The sequence below is a fragment of the Thioclava sp. JE_KL1 genome (genome assembly GCF_009296265.1).
Taxonomy (GTDB): Bacteria; Pseudomonadota; Alphaproteobacteria; order Rhodobacterales; family Rhodobacteraceae; genus Thioclava.
The window spans coordinates 1-402 of sequence record NZ_WBJS01000116.1; the positions used below are offsets into that span (position 1 = coordinate 1).

The 402-nt window shown below is 36.6% G+C and carries 1 protein-coding gene; it reads right to left on the reverse strand.

Annotated elements, in window-relative coordinates:
* The coding region (locus tag F8R15_RS21180) for an ABC transporter transmembrane domain-containing protein (RefSeq protein WP_253732851.1) at positions 1–402 on the reverse strand (402 nt) is incomplete at both ends.

Genomic DNA, 402 nt, shown 5'->3' on the forward strand with positions numbered 1-402 from the left:
CTCTTACAGCTTCCACAAGATAAGACTGATTATCGACGGTCATTTTATGCTTCTGATGTAAGCGTTCCTTCAAAAATGGATTAACAACCCCATAAACAACAAAAAACATGATGATGCCAAGAATGGCAATTAACGTAATTTCTGCACTAAACATGAACATGACTGCAAGAATGATCAGACTGAACGGAAAATCAATCAACACAGTTAAACCGTAGCCACTAACAAAACTACGAATGGACTCAAGCTCTTTAATACGAACTACAGTATCTCCAGTTTGGCGTTTGGTAAAAAAACCAATTGGCAAATGTGTGAGCTTTCTAAAAACCTTGGTGGATAAGATAATGTCTAATTTGGTTGTTGCATGGCTGAGTATATGTTTTCTCATAAGAGACAGTACAAACT